Below are 19958 nucleotides of genomic sequence, written 5' to 3' on the forward strand. Positions count from 1 at the left end.
GGCCGGTGCGGGCGTAGAGTTCTCCCGGCACGGGTCTTTCCGGTGACGGTCTTTGCACCGACCGTGGACGGCAAGTCGATGGTTGGCTGCTTTGCTGGGAAGCCGGGACGATAATCTGCATTGTGTTTGCTGCACCTTTTATGCCCGACCCTTAGGGGGAGCACGGTGGCAAGACACGATCGTGAAGATCCCCACTCGCTCGAGGAACAGCTCGCCTGGCTCGACGCGATCAAGGAGACCGAGGAGGCGCCGATCGGCGCGGCGAGCACCGCCCTGGACGAGACCGTCGTCTCGCCCTACCCGAAGGACCCTTGGCGCTCGGTGCCCGCCGAGCCCGAGCCCGCGCCGCCGCTCTTCCGCGCGGCCGTCGACTCCGTCTACGGCGCCGGCCTCCCCGAGCAGGCGCCCGCGGACCCGGAGGCCGCCGACGCGGCCGGCTGGCGGGAGGCGTCCGGCCCGACGGGCGTCTTCTCCGTGCCCTCCTTCGCGCCGCCGGCCGCCCCGGGCGGTGACAACGAGGCGTTCCTCGCCCCGCTCAAGCCGCTCCCCGCCCAGGACGAGGGCGACACCAGCGGCTACCGCCTCGGCACCTTCACCTTCAGCGAGCCGAACCAGGGCTCTTTCGACGAGCCGGGCACGGGCTCCTTGAACGAGCAGGGCACGGGCTCCTTCAGCGAGTCGGACCAGGGCTCAGCGAGCGACCGGGGCCTGTTCGAGCTCCCCGCCGACCAGGCCACCACCGCCGACCGCGGCCCCACCGAGGCCGACCCGCCCGCCGCCACCCAGTCCGGGACCACGCCGTCTGGGGCCACGCACTCCGGGGCCACGCACTCCGGGGCCACACGCTCCGGGGCCACACGCTCCGGGGCCACGCGCTCCGGGACCGCTGACGCGCCCGCGAGCGCTCCGGCGTCATCCGGGACCGCGTCGTCTGGCACCGTGTCGCCTGGCACCGCGTCGTACGGCGTGCCGGACCAGCCCGCCACGGCCCCGTCGTCCTTCGGCGGCCCGTCGAGCGGCTCCACGGGCGTCTTCGGGGCCCCCGAGGGATCTTCCGGCGCGGAGGGCTCCCCGGGGTCCGAGCAGCCCTCTCAGGGCGATCCAGGCGGTGCCTCCAGGGGCGCCTTCGGTGCCGGCGACTACGGCACGGACAGGGAGGCGGTCTCCGAGGAGACCCCGTCCGAGGGCTCCTCCGGCGCCGGGTCACAGCGCGAGGACAGGGCCAAGGGCGAGAGCGGGCTCCGCGGCGACAGCGGACCCGACGGCCAGAGCGGACCCGGTGGCGACAGCGGGTTCAGTGGCGACGGGTTCGGCGACAGCGGGTTCGGTGGCGACGGCGGGTTCAGTGGCGACGGGTTCGGCGGCGAGCGTGCCGCCTTCGCCGGAGGCGCCGGCCAGGACGCCACCCGCGAGGACCTCGGCCACGAGCTCCTCGCCGCCCTGAGGTCCCCCGCCGACCCCCACCACGCCGACCCCCAGAGCCACGCCGACCCCCAGGAGCACGCGTACGGCACCGAGGCGCAGACGTACGGCGGCGGCGAGGGGCGCCCCTACGGCGATGCCGAGGGACGCGGCTACGGCGGCGGCGAGGAGCGCGGCCACGTGGAGCAGTGGGCGTACGGCGACGTGCGGGGGCGTGGGGACGAGGAAGCCGCGAGTACCGGCGAGCACGCCGCCACCCAGGCCGGTCCCGCCGCGGCGTCCGAGCCGACCGTCGAGAAGGCCAAGCCGGCCACCTTCCACTGGGAGCCGGCCCCCGAGCTCGCCGCGCACGACTGGACCAGGCCCGAGTCCGCCCAGGGCACCGTTCCCGGCGGCCTCGGCCTTTCTCCCCGGCCCGCCGACTCCGACCCGGCCACGAGAGCCGCGCAGTCCGCGCAGTCCGGGCAGGGCCGCCGGGGCGACGGCTCCACGGCCCACGGCGACGCGGCGGGTGGCACGGGCGCCGGGGCCGAGCAGGGCAGGCGCGCCACTCACGAGAACCGGACCGCCGGCACCGCGACGACAGGCGCTTCGAACACCCGTCCCGACGCCGCGTCAACAGGACCGGCTGCCCGTGGCGGCCCCACGTCAGGCTCGGGCGCGCCCGGTGGCGCCGTGTCGGGTTCGGGCGCGCAAGGTGGCCCCACGTCAGGCTCGGGCGCGCATGGTGGCGCCGCGTCCGGTGCGGGTGGCGGTGCCGTACCGGGGGAGGAGCCTTATCAGGCTCGGCGGCGGCAGCCGGCGTTCTCGGCGGCGGCGCGGCAGCATGCGCCGGTGAAGCCGCCGGTGGGCGGGACGCCCACCGCGGACAGCCTCGACCCCGACTCGTTGCTGCGCGGGCGGCGCGGCGGGCCCTCGCGGGGCTGGCGCAGGCTGGTCTACCGGGCGTCGGCGGGCCTGATCCAGCCGGGGGAGTCCCCGGAGGTGCGCAGGCGGCGTGAGCTGATCTCGCGCGCCCGCACGCCCGTCTCCACGGGGCACCACCGGGTCGCCGTGCTCAGCCTCAAGGGCGGGGTCGGCAAGACGACCACGACCGTCGGGCTGGGCGCGATGCTCGCGCAGGTCAGAGGCGACCGGGTGATCGCGGTGGACGCCAATCCGGATCGCGGCACCCTGTCGGACAAGGTGGAGCTGGAGACCGCGGCCACCGTGCGCGACCTGCTCAACGAGCGCGGGCAGATCAAGCGCTACGTCGATGTGCGGGCGTTCACCTCGCAGGGGCCTTCGCGGCTGGAGATCCTCGCCTCCGACCGTGACCCTTCGGTGTCGGAGGCGTTCAGCGCCACCGACTACCAGGCCGTCTCGCAGGTGCTGGAGAACTTCTACTCCATCTGCATCACCGACTGCGGCACCGGTCTGCTGCACTCGGCGATGAGCGGCGTCCTCGGCCTGGCCGACCAGCTCGTCCTGGTCAGCTCCCCGTCGGTGGACGGCGCCCGCGCCGCCTCGGCCACCCTGGACTGGCTGGAGGCCCACCATTACGGCGAGCTGGTCAGGGCGGCGACCGTGGTGCTGTGCAGCGTACGGCCGCGCTCGAAGTCGGCGGTGGACCTGGACCGGCTGGAGGCGCACTTCGCGGCCCGCTGCCGCGCGGTGATCAGGGTGCCCTACGACCCGCACCTGGAGGAGGGCGCCGAGATCGACCTCGAACGCCTCCAGGCCGCGACCCGCGACTCCTACCTCAAGCTGGCCGCCTCCGTGGGCGACGGTTTCGCGGCGCTGCAGACGGTGTGAGATCCGCCGCGCCGGGGAGCCCCCGGCGCGGCGGTGCGGTGCCCGGGGCTGAGGCGGAGGGTGTGGGATTCGAACCCACGAGACCATCGCTGGCCTGGCCGCTTTCAAGGCGGCTGCACTAGTCCACTATGCGAACCCTCCCGGTGTGAGATCCACGATAGCGCCGTCTGGAAGCGGCCGGGCGCGGTATTTCAGCCCACCGGCCGGCGGGCGACGTGAACGGTGTCGGCGGACAGGTAGTAGGCATCCGTCCGGGACAGGATGCCGGCGGGGTCGCCGGGGTCGAGCAGCCGGTCGAGGGTCGCCAGGTCGCCGGGGGACAACCGGCCCTCGCTCAGCCCGCGCATCCTGGCGAGGTGGTCGTGCAGGTAGTGCAGGTGCTCCTCGGCGAGCGGCGCGGGCCGGTCGATCAGGAACGTACGGCTGGCGACCCGGGTCAGGCCGGCCCGCTCCAGCATGCCCGGCCAGTCCTCCACCGCCGGGACGCTTCCCGGCAGGGCGGAGCGCATGTCGTCGAACCATTCGGCGTTCGCCACGTCGAGGCGGGCCTGCAGACCGGGGCGGCCCAGCCCGATGTCACGCGGCAGGAACCGCGGGGGCAGGCCGCCCTCGGCGAGCGCGACGAGCCCGCCGGGCCGGAGCAGCCCGGCGATCGAGGCGAGCGCCGCCTGCTGGTCGCCGAGATGGTGCACCACGTGGCTGACCCAGACGAGGTCGGGCTCCTCCTCGGCCAGCAGCCCGAACTCCTCGGGAAGGCCGGCCAGCCTGGTGCCGACCCGCTTGCCCACCCCGGCCTCGGACGCCCGCCCGGCCACCCGTTCGAGCAGGGCCGGCGTGCCGTCCACGGCGACCACCTCGGCCTCGGGGAACTCCTGGGCCAGCATGCAGGCCACCACACCGGGCCCGCTCCCGACGTCGAGGATCCGGTACGGCCGGCCGGTCGCGGGCAGCGTCGACACCGGCCCGGCGCCCTCGGCGGCGCGGTGTCCCCGGGCGGCCGGACGGCTCGGGGCGTCCTCCTGCGTCAGCTCGCGCAGCCAGGCGACGGCCTGGCGGAGCATGGGGGCGCGCAGGTCGGCGCCGCGCTCCAGCTGTGAGCTGAAGTCGTCCCAATCGATCTCTGCGTCGTCATGCTGGTGCACTGGGGATCCTGATCTTCCGTTGCAGCTCCTGACCACACGGTAGCCCGTGGGAGCGACCATGCTCTGTGACAGATGTGTGACCGTTTTGACGGCTTCCGTCACAACGCCTTGACGGTCGCGGGCTGTCAAGGTTGCCTTGACGGATGGCCGACCCCGCGTACTCCCGGGCCGCGCTCGCCCGCCTGGGACTGTCCGAGCACGCTTCCATGCTGGCCGATCAGGCCCGCCATCTGGTGCCCTTCCCGCAACAAGGACGCCATGAGCGGCTGACCGGCCCCGTCGGCGCCCTCGTCGAGCGGGCGACGCGGCTGCTGGAGAGCGCGGTGATCTGCGAGCGGGCCCAGGGGGCCACCTGGGCGGAGATCGGTCACGCGCTCGGCAGCAGCCGCCAGGCGGCCCACGAGCGGTTCGGCGAGGCCGACCGCGACTTCCGCCGCCGGTACCTGCTCGCCTGGCTGCTGCCCGACCGCGCCGCCGAGTGGACGGCCTCGCCCGAACGCCTCGCCGGCCTCGCCGACCGCCTGGCCGCCTGGCTGGCCTCCCACCGCCACCTGGAGGAGGAGACCGACCCCGGCGGGCGGCCGATCGCCGACGGCCTGCCGCCGATGACCGTCCTCGAACGCTCCGTCGTGATCACCGAGGCGGCCCACCTGATCAAGGGCCTGCCCGACGACGACCCGCTGCGCCGCGACCTGGAGATCGGCCTGTGCCGGCGCAGGATCGAGCTGTACGAGGAGCAGGCCGCCGCGAACCCCGGCGACGCCGGCCTCCACCAGGCGCTGGCCACCGCCCGCACCCGGCTGGCCGGACTCGGCGGCACGGTCCCCCACGTCACCGACGGCCCCGGCCGCGGCGCGAGGGGCGTCGCCGGAGACGATGAAGCATGCGGTTGACTCTGGATCACCTTGTCTACGCGACCCCCCACCTGGCGGAGACGGTCGCGGAACTCACGGAGGCGCTCGGCCTGCGCGCCGCCGAGGGCGGCCGGCACCTCGGCTTCGGTACCCGGAACCACCTGCTCGGGCTGGGCGGCGCGAGCTACCTGGAGATCGTCGGGCCCGACCCCGAGCAGGAGGCGCCGGCGGAGCCGCGGCCGTTCGGCATCGACGGGCTCACCGCGGCCGCGCTGGTGACCTGGGCGGTCGCCTGCCCCGGCATCGATGAGGCGGTGGCCCGCGCGCGGCGGCACGGCCACGATCCGGGCGAGCCGCGCACGATGACGCGGCGCACCCCGGAGGGCGACCTGTTGCGCTGGCGGCTGACCATGCCCGACCTGCTCCGGCACGACGGCTTGGTGCCGTTCCTGATCGACTGGGGGACCACCCGGCACCCCGCCGCGGCCGGCCTGCCCTCGGCGGCCCTGCTGTCCCTGGGCGGCGTCCATCCCGAACCCGCGCGCGTCAGGCACGACCTGGCGGCCCTCGGCGCGGAGCTCGACCTCGCCGAGGGCCCGCGCCCCCGGCTGACAGCCGTCCTGGAAGGCCCGGCCGGCCGGGTCACCCTGACCGGCTGAACTTCTCCCCGAAGTTTTCGTTATCCCCCGGTCCGCCCACGGGTCTCCTGTGCAGGAGCGGAAACGGCTCCGCTCCTTTTCCCCTGACGAAGGACCCCATTCCTCATGAGTGAGACTGTTCCGAGGGACACCGCAGCAGGTCGCAGAGCCGCCCGGCAGGTTCGCCGCGCCGCGCTCGTAGGCGCCTTCGCGGCCATCCTGGGCGCCTCCCTGGTGAACGGCACCGTCCCGGCCGGCGCGGCGGCGGTCCCGCTGTCGCAGGACCGTCCGGCCACCGCCTCCTCGGCCGAGCGGGGCGACCTGTCCGCGTCGGCGGCGGTGGACGGTGACGCGGCCACCCGCTGGTCGAGCAAGTTCGCCGACCCGCAGTGGCTCCAGGTGGACCTGGGCAGGGCCACCGCGATCAAGCGGATCACGCTCAACTGGGAACGCTCGTACGCCAAGGCGTTCCGGATCCAGGCGTCCAAGGACGGCGTCCAGTGGAAGACCCTGTACTCGACCACGGCCGGCAAGGGCGGGGTGCAGACGGTCAACGTGTCGGGCAACGGGCGTTTCGTCCGGCTGTACGCGACGAAGCGGGCCGGGCAGTACGGCGTGTCCCTGTGGGAGTTCCAGGTGTTCGGCAGGGCGGGCGCGGTGACGCCGCCGACCTCGCCCACCACCCCGACGCCGACCCCCACCAAGCCGCAGCCGAGCACCACCCCCAAGCCGAGCACCACCCCCAAGCCGAGCACCACCCCGACGGCGCCCAAGCCGAGCACCACCCCGACCGCCCCGAAGCCGAGCACCACGCCGACCAAGCCGGCCGAGCAGGCCGCGGGTAAGAAGGGCGTGGGCGTCTGGCAGATGAAGAACGTCAGCACCGCGCTCGCCAACTCCGGCGCACACTGGTACTACAACTGGTCGCCCAACCACAACGGCATCACCACGCCCAAGTCGTCGGAGTTCGTTCCGATGATCTGGGGCGCCAACAGTGTCACCGACGCCAACCTCGCCCAGGCCAAGGCCGCCGGGCCGTACCTGCTCGGCTTCAACGAGCCGGACATGGCCGAGCAGTCCAACATGACCGTGGACAGGGCGCTGTCCCTGTGGCCGAAGCTGATGTCCGCCGGGAAGATCCTGGGCAGCCCGGCCGTCGCCTACGGCGGGAACACGCCCGGCGGCTGGCTGGACCGCTTCATGAAGGGCGCCGCCGAGAAGAACTACCGCGTCGACTTCATCACGCTGCACTGGTACGGCGGCGACTTCCGCACCGAGGCGGCGGTGGGCCAGCTCAGGTCCTACCTCCAGGCGGTGTACGACCGGTACAAGAAGCCGATCTGGCTGACCGAGTACGCCCTGATCGACTTCTCCAAGGGCGTCCGGTTCCCGACCGACGCCGAGCAGGCGGCCTTCCTGACCGCGTCCGCCAAGATGCTCAACTCGCTGCCGTTCGTGCAGCGTCACGCGTGGTTCGGCCTTCCCGCCGAGGACGGCAAGCAGGGCACCGGCCTGTTCCGCACCGACGGCACGCCGACCCTCATGGGCCGCGCCTTCCAGCAGGCCGAGTGACCCCGAGCCTGACCGGCGCTCCCTGAACTCCGGCCGCGGGACGTGATCACAGACCGTCCCGCGGCCGGACCCACCAGTGGAACGGGCGTCTCAGAGCTGGTCGAGGAGCCAGCGCGGGCCGGTGACGTGGGCGCCGAAGGCGGTGACCCGGGTGCGGAGCTCGCGGTCGGCGGTGACGACCAGCACGTGCTCCCACGGCCGCGTCTCCTTCACCACCCGCACGATCGCGTCGTCCCCGCTGCCGCTCGCCGCCACCACCGTCGTGCCGGGCGCCGCCCGCACGTGACGCGCCGCGCCCTCAACCACCGCGATCACCCGCGGATACCACGTCCCGGGAACCGGCAGCTCGCCCGGCGTACGGCTCAGCCCGTCCTCGGCGAGATCGCCCGCCTCGGACAGCAGCCGGGAGGCCGCCCCCGCGCGATCCCGCCACCAGCCGTACTCGGCCCGCGCCCCGACGATGTTGGCCATGTCGAGCACCACGACCAGCGGGCTCAGCAGGCCGCTGATCGACGGCCAGGTGTCGGCGAAGCCGGGATGCAGGTTGCGCTCGGCCACCTCGCCGGCCGGGATCCAGCGCATCTCCGCGCTCTCGCTGTTGGCCGGCGCCGCGTGCAGCAGGTCGGCCGCCTCGGCGATCACCGTCTCGAACGACCAGCCGCCGTGGTCGTCCAGGTAGATCCCCTGGACGCGGAGCCCCTCGCCGCCGAGCGCCGCCTCCTCCCTGGCCTCGCGCAGCGCCGTGGCCACCGCGTCCTCGTGGCTGTCCCTGGCGCCGCCCGGCAGCCCCCAGGTCCCGCCGTGATGGCTCCACCAGGAGCGCTTCTGCATCAGCACGTGCGGCGTGCCGCCGTCGTCGTGGTGGACGGCGAGGAGGCCGGAGGCGCCGTGCACGCCCCAGTGCCGGTGCCCGCGGTCACACGTCGCCCATCCGTCTCCGTCCCTGGCCGCCATGCCCCCATCTTGCCGCAGGTCAGCCACCGTGACCCGGCAAGTCACCGGACCTTGTCACTCACCCGCCGCCCTTGGAGAAGTGCTGGAAGTCCTTGGTGCCGGCCCAGGAGCCGCCCCACTCCCAGCCGAAGGCCGCGAAGGTGCGGACCACCCGGTCGCCCGCGTTGACGACGCCGGGCCTGTCCAGCGGGCGGCGGGCGAACTCGCGCGCGTTCTCGTGCTCCACGGTGCCGTCGGCGTGCCGGTAGGGGTTCTCCCGCGGGTTGATGTCGATGGCCTCGCCGTACGCGTGCTTGGACCAGCTGGACGAGCCGGTCGCCGGGCGGCAGTTGAAGGCCGAGGTGTTGTCCGCGTCGATCGAGTCGAAGTCGTCGCCCTTGTACACGTCCACGAGCCGCATCCGGTAGATCGGGTAGCGCTGGGCGTACAGCCGTTTGAAGATCGTCTGGACGTCGTCGGTCACCGTGTCGCGCACGACCAGCTCACCGGTGTGCGCGCGGTCGTCGAACCCCCAGTAGGTGAGCTTGACCAGCCGCAGGTCGCTCAGCGGCACCGGGCAGCCGGGACGCCAGGAGTAGCGGAGCAGGTCCCTGGTGACCTTGGAGACCGAGGAGGTGAAGGCGGGCGGCCCGGTCGGGGTGGGCTCCGCGCTTGAGGCCGTCGGCGTGGCGGAGGCCGTGCCGGGCTGTGTGCTCGCGGGGAGGGCCCGCGTCGCGGCGTCCAGCGCCGTGGCCGACCCCTCGCCCTGCCCGCAGGCGACGAGCCCGGCCACGCATCCGACCACGAGCACGGCCGCGGTCCCCGCGCGGCGCGGGGGCGTGCCCTTCGGCGTTTTTCCTGATGAAGCCATGCGTCAATATACGCGACGGGTGAGAAGGTCACTCCGGTCGGTGATCGCCCTGTCGCGGGGCGGCGGCGGTCCAGGCGCGGACCACGGTCTGTTCGGCGGGCCAGGGGGTTCCGGGCGCGGCGGCGACGAGTTTCCGGTACCGCTCCGCGCGCGGCGCGTTCGATGGGCCTGTGCCTCGTGGAGGATCACTAAATATACGGATTCGGTCGGTCGCGCAAGATCTTTAACCCGGCTTTTTCTCGAAACTCTCGCGCCTGTGTTCGATGCCGCGCTAGAGTCCTGGGTGTCGGATCGAACACGGGTTCGGTCTGGTTCGACCAGGTGAGAGGTGTGTCGTGACGATGCTCGCGATCTCGGTGGCGCCGGTGGCCGGTCGCCCGCCGGTCGCCTTCGCGCCCGGCAGGCTCGCGCCGGCACGGACGAGGCCGACACGCCGTAGCGTTTTCTACGGAAATCTACGACGGCCCCTAGATCCCGTCATAAAGTCCGAGAGCGTGGATCCCGTGCGTAATCCCTATGCCCCCGGCGCGGGACAGCGCCCTCCGGAGTTGGCGGGTCGTGATCGCGAGCTGCAGCAGTTCGAGGTCGTGCTGGAGCGGGTGGCCCGTGGCCGCCCGGAGCGCAGCATGGTGCTCACCGGCCTGCGCGGCGTCGGCAAGACCGTCCTGCTCAACACCTTCAAGTCGATGGCGATGCAGCGCCTGTGGGGCACCGGCAAGATCGAGGCCCGTCCCGACCAGTCGATCCGGCGTCCCGTGGCCGCCGCGCTGCACATGGCGATCAGGGAGCTGGCCCCCCGGCACCGCGCCCCCGAGCGGATCGAGGAGTTCCTCGGCGTGCTCAAGGCGTTCGCCATGCGTGACCCCTCGGCCGCCAAGGGCACGTCCCACTGGTCGCCGGGCATCGACGTCCCGGCGAGCAGGGGGCGGGCCGACTCCGGCGACCTGGAGATCGACCTGACCGAGCTGTTCGTCGACGCGGCCTCGGTGGCGACCGACCTCGGCGTCGGCATCGCCCTGTTCATCGACGAGATGCAGGACGTGCAGGCCGCCGACGTCTCGGCGCTCTGCGCGGCGTGTCACGAGCTGTCCCAGAGCGGCGGCCCGCTGATCGTCGTCGGCGCGGGGCTTCCCCATCTGCCGAGCGTCCTCAGCGCCAGCAAGAGCTACTCCGAGCGTCTGTTCCGATACGCGCGGATCGACCGGCTCGACCGGGAGGCGGCCGACCTCGCGCTGATCGCCCCCGCCGAGCGGGAGGGCGTCGAGTTCACCCAGGAGGCGCTCGACGCGCTCTACGAGGCGGCCGACGGTTACCCCTATTTCGTCCAGGCATACGGCAAGGTCGCCTGGGATCTGGCCCTGCGCAGCCCGATCACGGTGGACGACGTCAAGCTCGCCGCCCCCGAGGCGGAGGAGGAGCTCGCGGTCGGCTTCTTCGGCAGCCGTTACGAGCGGGCCACCCCCGCCGAGCGTGACTACATGCACGCGATGGCCTCGATCGGCGACGACCCGGTGGCCACCGCCGAGGTGGCCGAGGTGCTGGGGCGCAAGCCGTCCAGTCTCTCCCCGGCCCGGGACAGCCTGATCAAGAAGGGGCTGATCTACAGCGCCGAGCGCGGTCTGATCGGCTTCACCGTGCCGCACTTCGGCAGGTTCCTCCGCGCGCAGCCCGTCTGACCGGCACCTCCGCCGGGCCGGCGAGGCCGCCCTAGACCTCTATACGGCTTTCTAGAGGGGAAGCTAGAGAGCCGTATAGAGCTAAATCGTGCCCCGGTCATCGGGGAATATCAGGCTGTCTAGCGTCAGGCCGATACAGGGATATTCTCCCGAACAGACGTGAGCGGCAGGCCGTCCGGCGTGACCAGGGTCACCCGTACGGGCGGGCGGCGTCCGCTGAGGTAGACCGCGAAGACCACGTCCACAAGCTCGCCCTCCGCGCTGCGGCCCGGATACACGAAGAACCGCCAGCACAGCTCGCGCCAGGTGTCGGCGGGCTCCTCGGTGTCGAGCAGCGGCCTGGTGCCGCGCCAGGCAGAGCTGGCCCGCAGCCGGGTCAGGGCCGTGTCCACCGGCAGTGGCCGCTGCTCGCACGGCGCGCGGTACCGCAGCCGGGCGATCAGCTCCTCCAGTTCCGGGGACAGCGCCGCCAGCACCAGCACACCGCAGGCCATGGCTCCGGCCGCCGACCAGGACAGCCCGGTCACCACGGCCCAGCCGGTGGACGGCACGGTGAGCACGCTGATCGCCATGACGCCCAGCACGAGCGTCCGGGCAATCGCGCGCAGGCCGATGGGCCGCGCGCTCACCTCGCCGAAGCAGCCGCACCCCGCGTCCGGACGCCGCTGGCGCAGCTCCAGCAGCACGTACGTGGAGATGCCGAAGAATCCCAGCGCGGCCCAGCGGAACACCGGCTGCTCGGTGAACGCCAGCCCGGCCGCCAGCATGAGCTCGCCCAGCGCGGCGGCGTACACGGCGGTCGTGCGCCACTTCTCCGGCACCAGCGCGGCCGGTCCGAGCAGGGACGACGGTCCCGCCCCGTCGTCGCCGCGTGCCGTCGCCGGCTTGGCGACCGCGCCCAGCGCCAGCAGCACCACCAGCAGCGGCAGTTGCGCCGCCGCGATCGTCACGAGCACTCCCTCACCCCCATCCGACCCGGGCGTTGAAGCAGCCCTTGGTCAAGTCCCCACCCAGTTCGACAAAGGACAGCGGCGACAGCTCCGCGATACGGCCGCGCGGAGAGGTACCGCATTCCACACATCGGTCACAGAAACGACCGGCGAGACATCCGCAGGCCACGATCGGCACGGTGGCCGACCGGCCGGTGCACACGTTGCGCAGGGCGAGCGCCGATCCGAGCGCCAGGTAGGGCAGCCCCGCGCAGGAGACCTCCCCGTCCGCGCAGCCGGTGTCGGAGCGTTCCAGCATCGGGTAGGCCGCGCCGCGCTCGTCCTCGTCGAAGGAGTCCGACCAGGTCACCGTTCCGGAGATGCGCGACTGGGCGCCGCCGTACGCGGGCGGCGGGGCGGGGACGGCGGCGGCCCGGTAGGCGGGCTGCGAGGTCGCGGGCAGCAGCGCGGTGGCGCCGCCCTTCTCGCGCAGGCCGATCCCGTCGAAGAGGTAGCCGGGTTCGAACGTGGGGTGCCGCACGCGCAGCCGCCCGGACACCCGGTAGGGGATGAGCACGCTGCGCCGGCCCCGGTGCGGACCGCAGTCGAGCTCCAGGACCTGGTCCCGGGGGCCGCCCGACAGGGAGACGATCGTGCCGGTGATCCGGGTGATGTCGGCCCAGACGGCGTCGGCCACCTTGCCGTTCTGCAGCGTGCGGATGATCACACTGGCGCCCACCGGGATCTCGGCGGGGGTGATCTTGGCGCCGCGCCAGGCGGTCGCCCAGGGGGCGACGACCAGTCGTTCCTCGCCGCCGTCGGCGGTCTCGATGATGAGCAGGTGCGGCCCCGCGTCGCGGACCTCGCCGGTGGTGGCGCGCAGCGGTTCGGCGTCGGTGGACCGGGCATCGGCGGAGCCGGGGTCGCCGGTACGGCGGCCGAGCACGGCGGCCACCAGCCTGCGACGCCGATCAGACGGATTCGTCATCACGCTTCCCATCTGTCGCCCGGGCACCGTCGCTTGAGAGTACTTGTTGCGACTTGCGGGGACGGCGGAAGCGCAGGTGGAGCGGAGAAAATACCTATCCCCAGTGGAATCGGTTGTCTCCCGCTATTCAGCAATCTGAACCTGATCGGCGGAGAGCCACCACGACGTCCCTGTCACGCGCCTTGCCCCTTCTTTGCCCTTGAAGGGGCGAAACTAGGGTTACGGTTCAGCCGAATTATGGCGTGCGGCTGCGATTCTGGCGACTGGGGAGAGTCTCTCCGATCTTAGGGAGAGACCTCGGACGCGCATGAACCAGTCTTATCTAGGCGTCGACTTGGTGATGGCGATGGACCAGGAATGTGATGACTTCCGCGCATATGTGATGGCGCGTGGGCCGGCTCTGCTGCGCGCGGCGTACCAGCTGACCGGCCATCCCGCCGACGCCGAAGACCTGTTGCAGGCCGCCCTCGCCAAGACCTATCTCGCCTGGGACCGAATCCAGGATCGCGCGGCTTTGGATGGGTATGTCCGCCGGGCCATGGTCAACATCAACATCTCCTGGTGGCGGCGCAGGAAGCTGGAGGAGTACCCGTCCGAGGAACTGCCGGAGGCCGCCGTCTGGGATTTCACCGAGTACGACCAGGGGCACGAGTTCCTGGAGGAGGCCCTCGGCCGGCTGCCCGACCGGATGCGTGCCGCCATCGTGCTGCGGTACTACGAGGACATGACCGAGCCGGAGATCGCCCAGGTGCTCGGCATCAGCGTCGGCACGGTCAAGAGCACGGTCTCCCGGGGGATGGCCAAGCTCCGCGGCGACCTCGACGCCACCCCGCCCAGCCGGACCCCCGCGTCCGCGGCACAGCCCTGACCCCGGCCCTTGTCCCGCCTTCTTGTTGGAGCGAGACTCTGGAACGGAGGTGTGGCCGATGCTCCCCACGATGCCGGACTTTCCTCTCACGATCACGTCGATCATGCGCCACGGCACGGAACTGCATCCCGAGCGGGAAGTGGTCACCTACACCGGCGAGGGCTTCCGGCGGCAGCCGTACCGGAGTCTGCGCCGGGACGTGACGCGGCTCGCCGCCGCGCTGCGCGGGCTCGGGGTGACCGGCGACCGGCGGGTCGCGACGTTCATGTGGAACAACGGCGAGCACCTGGCCGCCTACCTGGCGGTTCCCAGCATGGGCGCGGTGCTGCACACGCTGAACATGCGGCTCTTCCCCGAGCAGCTCGTCTACATCGCCAACCACGCCGAGGACGAGGTGCTGCTCGTCGACGCCTCCCTGATCCCGCTGCTCGAACCGATCCTGCCGCAGCTCAGGACGGTCAGGCAGGTGATCGTGGTGGGGGAGGGTGAGATCGACGCCCAGGGCAGGCCGGTGCACGACTACCACGCGCTGCTGGCGGCGGCCCCGGACGACTTCGACTGGCCCCGCGTCGAGGAGAACTCGGCCGCCGCGATGTGCTACACCAGCGGCACCACCGGCAACCCGAAGGGTGTCGTCTACAGCCACCGCTCGGCCTACCTGCACTCCATGTCGATCTGCACGGCCAACGGGATGGGCCTGTCGGCCGCCGACCGGGTGCTCCCGATCGTCCCGATGTTCCACGCGAACGCCTGGGGCCTGCCGTACGCGGCGATGCTCGGCGGCGCCTCGCTCGTCATGCCGGACCGCCACCTCCACGCGCCGCACCTCGCGCGGATCATCGAGGAGGAACGGCCGACGCTGTCCGGCGCGGTGCCCACCATCTGGAGCGACCTGCTCAGGCACGCCAGGGAGCACGGGGCCGACATGTCCTCGCTGCGCCTGGTCACCTGCGGCGGCTCGGCCGTGCCCGAGTCGCTGATGCGCGCCCTGTCCGACGAGTTCGGCGTGCACCTCGTGCAGGCGTGGGGGATGACCGAAACCTCGCCCCTGGCCACCGTCGCGCACCCGCCGGTGGACGCCGCGGACCCGTGGGAGTACCGGGTCACCCAGGGCAGGCTGCTGGCCGGGGTCGAGGCGAGGATCGTGGGCGACGGCGAGACCGTCCTGCCCAACGACGGGGTTTCGGTCGGCGAGCTGGAGGTCCGCGGCCCCTGGGTGACCGCCTCCTACTACCGCGACGAGGACGGCTCCCGCTTCCACGACGGCTGGCTGCGCACCGGCGACGTGGGCCGGCTCGACGAGCACGGTTACGTCACCCTCACCGACCGCGCCAAGGACGTCATCAAGTCCGGCGGCGAGTGGATCTCCTCGGTGGAGCTGGAGAATCTGCTGATGGGCCACCCGGAGGTGGTCGAGGCCGCCGTCATCGGCGTGCCGGACGACCGCTGGGGCGAACGCCCGCTCGCCTGCGTCGTGGTCTCCGGTACGGCGGGCGCGGCCGACCTGCGGGACCATCTGGCGGGCAAGGTGGCCAGGTGGCAGCTGCCCGAACGGTGGGCTTTCATCCCCGAGGTGCCGAAGACGTCGGTCGGCAAGTTCGCCAAGCGGGTGCTGCGGGAGATGGCGGCGGACGGCAGGCTGGAGGTCATCCGGCTGACGTGACGTCCTCCGTCGCCCCCGCCGTGGCGCACGGCCGCACGACGTCGCGGATCAGGCGCAGCGCCTCCAGCAGCGCGTCAAGCTGTTCGGGGGTGAGCAGGCCGGTGAACCAGTGCTCGATGTCCTCGATGTGCTGGGGCAGCAGCGTCTCCAGCAGGGTGCCGCCGGTCTCGGTGAGCACCGCGTAGGAGGTCCGGCGGTCGGTGTCGCACCCCTGGCGGCGGACCAGGTCGCGGCGCTCCAGCCGGTCGACCACCCGGGTGACCCCGCTGGTGGACAGGTAGGTCTGCGCGGCGAGGTCGCTCATGCGCAACCGGTTCCTCGGCGTCCTGGCCAGCCGCATCAGCGTCTCGAACTCGACCTCGGACAACCCGGCCGACGCCAGGGCAGGGCTGAACTTCTCCATCAGGCCGGCATGCACCTCGGCCACCAGCCCCATGGCGGTGAGTCGAGGGTCGTCGAAGGTCATCACTCCACCAGGGTAGACGAAGTAGTTGACGATTGGAATATTGCCCGTGTAGAAATCTGTTAGCGCAAACATCCGCATCGCAAGCTCTGTCGAGGAGAGCATCATGAGCACTCGCGCCTGGGAAGGCCTCACCATTCCGACCCCCGGTACCTTCGCGATCGACGTCGCGCACACCCGGATCGGCTTCGTCGTGAAGCACCTCATGGTGAGCAAGGTTCGCGGCCACTTCGACGAGTTCTCCGGCAGCATCACGATCGCCGAGAACCCGCTCGACTCCACCGCCGAGCTCACGGTCAAGACCGCCAGCATCAGCACCGGCGTGGCCGACCGCGACGGCCACCTGCGCGGCGACGACTTCCTGTCCGTGGACAAGTACCCCGAGCTCACCTTCCGCACGTCCAGGATCGCCAGCCACTCCGGCGACGAGCTGAAGGTCATCGGCGACCTCACCGTCCGTGACGTCACCAAGGAAGTCGAGCTCACCGTCGAGTTCAACGGCACCGCCACCAGCCCCTGGGGCCAGGAGGTCTTCGGCTTCTCCATCAGCACCGAGATCGACCGCGAGGAGTTCGGCCTCACCTGGAACCAGTCCCTGGAGACCGGCGGCGTCCTCGTGGGCAAGAAGGTCAAGATCGAGATCGAGGGCGAAGGCGTCCGCCAGGCCTGACCAACAGCCCTCCCTTGCCGGGGCTGACCACGGCCCTCGCTCGCCGGGGCTGACCGACGGCCCTCCCTTGCCAGGCCCCGCCCATCCCGGCGGGGCCTTGTTTGGGTATGACCCTCTCGATGGTGTTTGCTGGGTTGTGTGGCCTGCGGCTCCGGCGGCGCGGTAGTTATCCACAGCGACGGCCGGATCGCCTGTCCACGGAAGCCGGCGGGTCACATATCCACAGGTGTGATCCACAGGTTACCCACACCGGTTGTCCACAGCTTGTGGACAACACCGGCACACTCCGACCCTCCCGCCCCCGACATGCGTAACCGCTTTGCCGCAAAGCCCCGGGGCCGGTACTCTGTCGTCAGCCACACGGCAACCAGGAGGCTTCGCCTAGTCAGGTCTATGGCGCCGCACTGCTAATGCGGTTTGGGTTTACCGCCCATCCGGGGTTCAAATCCCCGAGCCTCCGCAGCACAGAGGCCCTCTCCCGAACTTCGGGGGGAGGGCCTTTTTGATCTCCAAAAGTGCCGGGGTTGCAGTTGTTCAGTCACCGCCCCAGAGAGCGGCCCCCATGCGCTCGCTCGCGTCCTGCACCAGGGCGCCGGCAACGTGGGCGTAGCGCTCGGTCGTGGTGACGCGGGCGTGGCCGAGGATCTCCTGAACGACTCGGATGTGCACACCCTGCTCCACAAGGAGCGTTCCAGCGGTGTGCCGAGCATCGTGAAGCCTCGCGTCCCGAACTCCCGCCTGCACGAGAAGCGCCTTCCAGGTCTTGTAATCCTCAGTCCGCTCGATCGGCCTGCCGTGCCGGGTGGCGAAGACGAGATCATGGTCTTCCCAGAGGTCGCCCGCCTTCTCGCGTTCGGCCGCCTGGGCCGCTCGCTGGGTGCGAAGGAGGGGCAGCAGCTCGGGAGGGCACTGGAGGGTGAGTCTCCGCTTCCCCTTGCGTTGCCGAAAGACCATGCCGCCGCCCCGGCGCTTCGGGCAACGGTCAGCGTGGCCGGTGCATCCCTTCGGGCAGGCTCGGGTGGGACAGGTGTGGCCGTGCCGCTTGCACCCTTTCGCGCAGTCAGCCCGGTGCTTGTGCTCCGTACATCGCTTCTTGCAGGACCAGCGGTGCCAGTCCTTGCCGCACTTGTGGAGGTCGTCGCAGCCGTGCTGCCAGGGCTTGCGCTGGACCTGGTACCACGCCTTGATCACTCCGGTGTCCAGATCGACATACGACCACCGCAGGCCCAGCGCCTCACCTTGCCGGATGCCCAGCGCGAGCGCCACTGACCAACGAGCGTTGTTGCGACGAGCCTGAGCAGCCTTCGATATCCGCCGTGCTTCGTCGCGGGTCAGCGGCTCCACCTCGGGATCATCAGCCACCGGTGCGTCGATGAGGGTGGAAACGTTCTGTGTGATCTTGTTGCGCCGGATGGCGATCTTCAGCGCCCGTGACAGGATGCGGTGGACCTTGAGCACACTGCTCTGTGACAGCCCCTGCTCAAGCATCCTCGAGTAGGCCCGGTCGAGATGCTCAGGAGTAAGCCGGTCAAGGCGATGCTTGCCGAGCAGCGGGACGATCCAATGGCGGTTCTTGGACTGGTAGTCCTCCAGCGTGCGAGGCGCCATCTTTCCCGATGCGACGAGCCGGGCACAGATGACATCGAGGTACTCGGCCATCCACACGGCGACTGTGGGAACACGGCCCGGCTTGTTGACGATTCCGGAGTCCCGCTGATTCTCCAGCTCGTGGACTTTACGCGTGACCTCGGCCTCAGTCCGGCCGGCGGCGGGACTTCGGGCCGCCCGCCGTACGCAGCGCCCACCGCGCTGACCTGACCCGCCGACCGTGGACGCGCCGCCGCCTCGTCCGAGCGCTTGACCGCGAGAGCATGCAGACTCGGGACCATGCGATTATTCCGAACTGTTGGCCGCTACGTCTCCCGATACGACCGCGGTAGGTTCGCGTTCGCCATCGCCGGCCCCTATGTGCTCCTCGTCATCGCCGCGACCGTCTACGTCGAGATCGCTACTCGCCAACCAGGCAGCCAAGGGCTGGAGGCAGTGGTGCTGTTCGCGGTCACCTCTCCGGCCTCGCAGATCCTCATGTTCCTGCCCCTTGCCACACTGCCCGAAGCGGCCTACTGGCTGTTCCCGGTCGCCGGGTTGTTCCAGGCCTGGCTCCTGTGGCTGATCGCGCGCGGACGCAGGAAAGGCATGCCTCCGGCGGGGGCGCTCCGGCTCCAGGATGATGCCCAAGGCCAGGGGCAGGCGCCGTAGGGGGCTGAGGTGGAAGTCCGATCACCCCTCCTGCCGTCGACTCAGGCGGAGCCCAGCAGACCGACTCCTCCGGCACAAGCCCATCTCTGACCGTTGGCATCCGATGACCCAGGAATGGCGGCCGGTGAACGTACACGCGAAGATGGGCTTGCACCTCCGTCGCCGGCCCGCTGCCCTTCGGGTGGGAGGCGGTCAAGGTCGTTCGTCCGTGGGGTGCTCCACCTTGACCGCCACCCCTGACCCGCTCTCCAGCGGGTGGGACGACGGCGACGGGATGATCAGTCGAGGGAGGGGCGTGCAGGACTCCGGGCCGGACGCCCGGCGCGCCTCTACACGCTCCTATCCTCAAGTCGGCGACGTCGTTGCCACCATGTCCAATCGGAGTCGGGGGAGGTAAGCGATTCTGGTGAGGTTCGATGGAGGTAATACCGGTCGACGGGTAGTACCAGGGCATAGAGATGCGGTCTGGCCCACGAAGGTAAGCCGACGAGAGCCTGATGAAGTCGCCGACGGGGCGCATCTCCAGTGCACTCCTCGCACTCGCACCTGAAGAAGAGGCGATCAGCGGTCCCCACCAGGGCCGCCTCCTGCCAAGCCGCCAGGGAAGCAGCCACCGCGCCCGGCCACATGCGGGTGTGTTCGAGGGCGATCACCGCGGCCATGGGTCGACGGCCAAGCCCGGGAACATGATGGATCACAGCTCGGTGGGTCCCACACGCCGATCGCGTACGGACCTCGGAAGGGCGCCTACGCGGCATGGCCCTTTCTGATCGAGGACATGCCCAGGATGATCGCATGCCAAGAGCGTGACGTCCAAGTCTCGAGCGCCCAGGGCAAAGATGCCTCCGGCGGGCTCCAGCTCTGGGATGACAGCCGTGCGGAGTGCCAGGCCGTAGGTGGTGCCTGATCATCCCGCCTGACAATGAAGGCTGCGCGCAACGTATCTGTGTCGTATGTGGAGATGTCGCTTATATTGCCGACAGTGCTGACTATGGGGATGATGCTGACCTCGGTGCATGTGCCTGCCCATGCGGGGGTGAGGAGTTCGGCGTAGCCGTCGGGTTCGCTTTTCGCAGTGACGGTGAGGTGGGGCATTCCCCCTTGAACGAGGACACCTCGAAGACTGGATCTTGAGGTCCAGGGGAAGAGATGTTCCTGATGGTGATGAAGAACTACCCACCCGAGTTCAAGGCCGACGCGGTGGCGTTGGTGTTGT

16 protein-coding genes and 2 tRNA genes are annotated in these 19958 nt (G+C 71.1%); 10 read left to right on the top strand and 8 right to left on the bottom strand.

Annotation, left to right across the window (positions count from 1 at the left end):
* Positions 1–165 precede the first annotated feature (165 nt).
* Complete coding sequence (locus QSK26_RS24435) at positions 166–3216, top strand: MinD/ParA family ATP-binding protein (RefSeq protein WP_285777572.1); 3051 nt, start codon at positions 166–168, stop codon at positions 3214–3216.
* 54 nt (positions 3217–3270) lie between these two features.
* On the opposite strand, the gene QSK26_RS24440 is transcribed toward QSK26_RS24435, so the two are convergent.
* Together QSK26_RS24440 and QSK26_RS24445 are read right to left on the bottom strand one after the other, a co-directional pair.
* Positions 3271–3357: transfer RNA gene (locus QSK26_RS24440), tRNA-Ser, on the bottom strand.
* 50 nt (positions 3358–3407) lie between these two features.
* Positions 3408–4358 carry a class I SAM-dependent methyltransferase gene (locus QSK26_RS24445; protein WP_285777573.1) on the bottom strand — a complete coding sequence of 317 codons (951 nt, stop codon included), beginning with the start codon at positions 4356–4358 and terminating at the stop codon, positions 3408–3410.
* Between the two features lie 143 nt (positions 4359–4501).
* Here QSK26_RS24445 and QSK26_RS24450 point away from each other — a divergent pair, with 143 nt between their 5' ends.
* The 3 genes from QSK26_RS24450 to QSK26_RS24460 all read left to right on the top strand — a co-directional run bounded on the left by QSK26_RS24450 (position 4502) and on the right by QSK26_RS24460 (position 7422).
* The gene (locus tag QSK26_RS24450) at positions 4502–5251 is read left to right on the top strand and encodes a hypothetical protein (RefSeq protein ID WP_285777574.1); all 750 of its coding nucleotides are present in this window, start codon (positions 4502–4504) and stop codon (positions 5249–5251) included.
* Entirely contained in the window at positions 5242–5871 is a 630-nt protein-coding gene (locus QSK26_RS24455) for a VOC family protein (RefSeq protein ID WP_285777575.1), read from the top strand. Before QSK26_RS24450 ends, QSK26_RS24455 begins: the two co-directional genes overlap by 10 nt.
* A gap of 105 nt (positions 5872–5976) precedes the next feature.
* Entirely contained in the window at positions 5977–7422 is a 1446-nt protein-coding gene (locus QSK26_RS24460; protein WP_285777576.1) for a glycosyl hydrolase, read from the top strand.
* A 90-nt stretch (positions 7423–7512) separates the two neighbouring features.
* Here QSK26_RS24460 and QSK26_RS24465 read toward each other — a convergent pair whose 3' ends face one another.
* Together QSK26_RS24465 and QSK26_RS24470 are read right to left on the bottom strand one after the other, a co-directional pair.
* Positions 7513–8376 (bottom strand): NUDIX domain-containing protein, encoded by an 864-nt coding sequence (locus tag QSK26_RS24465; RefSeq protein WP_285777577.1) that lies wholly within the window; start codon positions 8374–8376, stop codon positions 7513–7515.
* 58 nt (positions 8377–8434) lie between these two features.
* On the bottom strand, positions 8435–9226 hold the full coding sequence (locus tag QSK26_RS24470; RefSeq protein WP_285777578.1) for a M15 family metallopeptidase: 792 nt from the start codon (positions 9224–9226) through the stop codon (positions 8435–8437).
* A gap of 494 nt (positions 9227–9720) precedes the next feature.
* On the opposite strand from QSK26_RS24470, the gene QSK26_RS24475 reads away from it, so the two are divergent.
* Entirely contained in the window at positions 9721–10902 is a 1182-nt protein-coding gene (locus QSK26_RS24475) for an ATP-binding protein (protein ID WP_285777579.1), read from the top strand.
* Positions 10903–11027: 125 nt separating this feature from the next.
* On the opposite strand, the gene QSK26_RS24480 is transcribed toward QSK26_RS24475, so the two are convergent.
* Both QSK26_RS24480 and QSK26_RS24485 read right to left on the bottom strand, forming a co-directional pair.
* Positions 11028–11852 (bottom strand): MauE/DoxX family redox-associated membrane protein, encoded by an 825-nt coding sequence (locus tag QSK26_RS24480; protein ID WP_285777580.1) that lies wholly within the window; start codon positions 11850–11852, stop codon positions 11028–11030.
* Positions 11853–11862: 10 nt separating this feature from the next.
* Complete coding sequence (locus tag QSK26_RS24485) at positions 11863–12819, bottom strand: hypothetical protein (RefSeq protein ID WP_285777581.1); 957 nt, start codon at positions 12817–12819, stop codon at positions 11863–11865.
* Between the two features lie 346 nt (positions 12820–13165).
* Between QSK26_RS24485 and QSK26_RS24490 the strand changes: the two genes are divergently transcribed.
* Both QSK26_RS24490 and QSK26_RS24495 read left to right on the top strand, forming a co-directional pair.
* A complete protein-coding gene (locus QSK26_RS24490; protein WP_502888742.1) occupies positions 13166–13687 on the top strand; it encodes a SigE family RNA polymerase sigma factor in 522 nt (173 codons plus the stop codon).
* 70 nt (positions 13688–13757) lie between these two features.
* Positions 13758–15350: a fatty acid--CoA ligase gene (locus QSK26_RS24495; protein WP_285777582.1), complete on the top strand. Its 1593-nt coding sequence runs from the start codon at positions 13758–13760 to the stop codon at positions 15348–15350.
* On the opposite strand, the gene QSK26_RS24500 is transcribed toward QSK26_RS24495, so the two are convergent.
* The gene (locus QSK26_RS24500; RefSeq protein WP_285777583.1) at positions 15334–15816 is read right to left on the bottom strand and encodes a MarR family winged helix-turn-helix transcriptional regulator; all 483 of its coding nucleotides are present in this window, start codon (positions 15814–15816) and stop codon (positions 15334–15336) included. The two genes, QSK26_RS24495 and QSK26_RS24500, sit on opposite strands and share 17 nt — an antisense overlap.
* 103 nt (positions 15817–15919) lie before the next feature.
* Between QSK26_RS24500 and QSK26_RS24505 the strand changes: the two genes are divergently transcribed.
* Together QSK26_RS24505 and QSK26_RS24510 are read left to right on the top strand one after the other, a co-directional pair.
* Positions 15920–16483, top strand: a complete 564-nt coding sequence (locus QSK26_RS24505) for a YceI family protein (RefSeq protein WP_285777584.1) — start codon at positions 15920–15922, stop codon at positions 16481–16483.
* A 370-nt stretch (positions 16484–16853) separates the two neighbouring features.
* Positions 16854–16943: transfer RNA gene (locus QSK26_RS24510), tRNA-Ser, on the top strand.
* A 74-nt stretch (positions 16944–17017) separates the two neighbouring features.
* On the opposite strand, the gene QSK26_RS24515 is transcribed toward QSK26_RS24510, so the two are convergent.
* Positions 17018–18142, bottom strand: a complete 1125-nt coding sequence (locus tag QSK26_RS24515) for a tyrosine-type recombinase/integrase (RefSeq protein ID WP_285777585.1) — start codon at positions 18140–18142, stop codon at positions 17018–17020.
* Between the two features lie 228 nt (positions 18143–18370).
* Here QSK26_RS24515 and QSK26_RS24520 point away from each other — a divergent pair, with 228 nt between their 5' ends.
* A complete protein-coding gene (locus tag QSK26_RS24520) occupies positions 18371–18742 on the top strand; it encodes an SCO4225 family membrane protein (RefSeq protein ID WP_285777586.1) in 372 nt (123 codons plus the stop codon).
* The last annotated feature ends 1216 nt before the right edge of the window (positions 18743–19958 follow it).

Origin of the sequence: Microtetraspora sp. NBRC 13810 (assembly GCF_030268685.1) — a bacterium.
In the GTDB taxonomy this organism is placed as follows: domain Bacteria; phylum Actinomycetota; class Actinomycetes; order Streptosporangiales; family Streptosporangiaceae; genus BSRQ01.